The following is a 2,371-nucleotide window of genomic DNA, read 5'->3' on the forward strand; positions in this document are numbered from 1 at the left end:
CCCAGCGTCCCCGCGCTTGGCGCCGATACGGACCGGATCCGGTCCGAATTCGCCGCCTGACGAGGCCCTCATGAGCCTGGACACAAGCACACTGCAGGAATGGGTTGGACGCACGCACGAGGTCGAGGATGTTGTGACCCCGCGCCTGCTGGCCAGCTTTGGCGCCACGCTTGGGGACCACGCGGCGCAGACTGCCGAGGGCGCGGCCGCGCCCGGACTGCATTGGTGCCTGGCGCCCGACATTGCCGCCATGCGAGAACTCGGACCTGACGGGCACCCGGCCAAAGGCGGCTTCCTGCCGCCGGTGCCGCTTCCGCGTCGCATGTGGGCTGCCAGCGACGTGCGTTTCATGGCGCCGATCCGCTCTGGCGACCGCATCCGCCGCAGCTCGACATTGACCGCCATAGAGGAGAAACAGGGCCGCACCGGGCCGCTCGCCTTCGTCACGGTCCGGCACGACATCGCCAACGATTCCGGTCCGGTCATCGAGGAGGACCAGATCATCGTCTATCGCGGCGCCGAAGCCGCTGCTGCGTCCCCTGCCCCGCCGGCCAATTCGCCCCTGGCCGCATCGCACGAGCGCACGATCGACATCGATCCCGTGCTGCTCTTTCGATATTCCGCGCTGACGTTCAACGGGCATCGCATCCACTACGACACGCCCTATGCCACGGGGGTCGAGCACTATCCCGGGCTCGTCATCCATGGCCCGCTGCAGGCGACGCTGCTGATGAACTTCGCCACCGCCATTGTCGGTCAGTCGCCGCGCCGTTTCTCATTCCGCGGCGTCCATCCGGCGAGCGGCCCACAGCGCCTGCTTCTGAGCGCAACATCCCCAGGCCAGGACGGCATGGCTCTCGAGCTGCGGTCGGCCGACGGCCATGTGACCGTGAAGGCCACGGCGCAATGGTGAGCTTCGTCACGCCTGTCGTACCGCTCTTCGTGCCGGGCTCGCGGCCGGAACGGTTTGACAAGGCCGACAGCAGCGGCGCGGACGCGGTCATTCTCGACCTCGAGGATGCCGTCGCCCCTGGCGACAAGGACCGCGCCCGGGACGCAGTTGTCGCTCGTGCGGCCACGCTGAAATCCGCAGTCGTGGTCCGCATCAACGCCGCGGGAACACCCTGGCACGAAGCGGACATCGACGCCGTGCGGCGCCTCGACGGCGTCTCCGTCATGCTGCCCAAGGCCGAACATCCGGAAGACATTGCCGATATGGCCAGGCACATGGCACGCAGCGTTTCCGTCATCGCGCTGGTCGAGAGCGCCGTCGGTCTCGCCAACTTGCCGGACATATTGGCCACCTCTGGCGTCGTTGCCGTCGCCTTCGGCTCGGTCGACTTCTCGCTCGATCTCGGTTGCGCGCATGATCGGCTGATCCTGCTTGCGGCTCGTAACGAAATCGTCTGGCGTTCGCGCGCCGCTGGCCGGGCCGCGCCGATTGACGGCGTAACGACCGACCTGAACAGTCCCGAAATCACCGAGGATGACGCCCGCCACGCCATTAAGATGGGTTTTGGCGGCAAGATGGCCATCCACCCGAGGCAGATCGAGCCGATTCGCAGTGGCTTTCGCCCGAGCGATAATGACATCACGTGGGCACGAGACATCGTCGGCGCAGCCTCGTCCGGCGAAGCTAGCCAGGTGAACGGCGAAATGGTGGATCGACCGGTCGTCGAACGTGCAAGGCAAGTCCTGCGCCGGGCCGCTTTGGTCTGAAGGGCATGCAGAGGAGAAGCAACCGATGAGCACGGACACCGCCGATTGGCCGACCGCCAGGCTTTGCGCCTTCATCGCCGAATTCGACTTCGAACAGATCCCGCCGCGCGTCGTTCATTTCGCGCAAGGACTGATGATCGACTGGCTCGGCTCGGCGCTGGCCGGCAAGGGCGCGCACCAGGTCGAGATGATCGACCGCTTTGCGCGTGCCATGGGGCCGGCGGACGGCCCAAGCACCATCATCCCGACGCGGCGGCGCACAAGCCCCTACTTCGCAGCGATGGTCAATGCGGCGGCCTCCCATGTCGTGGAACAGGACGACGTTCACAACGGCTCGGTCTTTCACCCGGCGGCGGTGATCTTTCCGGCCGTTTTGGCGGTTGCGGAGGCTGAGGGGAAGACCGGCCGCGAAGTCCTGACTGCCTGCATCGCCGGCTATGAAGTGGGCATCCGCGTGGGAGAATTCCTCGGACGCTCGCACTACGAGATATTCCACACCACCGGCACGGCTGGCGCAGTGGCAGCAGCCGCGGCGGTCGGCAGGTTGATCGGGCTGGACGCAGCCGGGCTCAACCATGCTGTCGGCTCGGCCGGTACGCAGGCGGCAGGTCTCTGGGAATTTCTGCGTGACGCTGCCGATTCCAAGCAACTC

At 66.5% G+C, this 2,371-nt stretch carries 3 protein-coding genes; all 3 read left to right on the forward strand.

The annotated features are described in order from the left end of the window. Positions 1-70 precede the first annotated feature (70 nt). On the forward strand, positions 71-913 hold the full coding sequence (locus EOC06_RS02440) for a MaoC family dehydratase N-terminal domain-containing protein (protein ID WP_128306999.1): 843 nt from the start codon (positions 71-73) through the stop codon (positions 911-913). Continuing rightward, positions 907-1,719 (forward strand): CoA ester lyase, encoded by an 813-nt coding sequence (locus EOC06_RS02445; protein ID WP_128307000.1) that lies wholly within the window; start codon positions 907-909, stop codon positions 1,717-1,719. The genes EOC06_RS02440 and EOC06_RS02445 overlap by 7 nt, the downstream gene beginning before the upstream one ends. 25 nt (positions 1,720-1,744) lie before the next feature. Further along, positions 1,745-2,371: MmgE/PrpD family protein (locus EOC06_RS02450; protein ID WP_164898437.1), on the forward strand; the 627-nt coding region annotated here is incomplete at its 3' end.

Source organism: Mesorhizobium sp. M7A.F.Ca.MR.362.00.0.0 (genome assembly GCF_004023175.1).
Lineage (GTDB): Bacteria > Pseudomonadota > Alphaproteobacteria > Rhizobiales > Rhizobiaceae > Mesorhizobium.

Excerpts from the sequence above, each read along its gene's own strand:
- EOC06_RS02440 (WP_128306999.1), top strand. The coding sequence starts at position 71 with ATGAGCCTGGACACAAGCACACTGCAGGAATGGGTTGGACGCACGCAC.
- EOC06_RS02445 (WP_128307000.1), top strand. The coding sequence starts at position 907 with ATGGTGAGCTTCGTCACGCCTGTCGTACCGCTCTTCGTGCCGGGCTCG.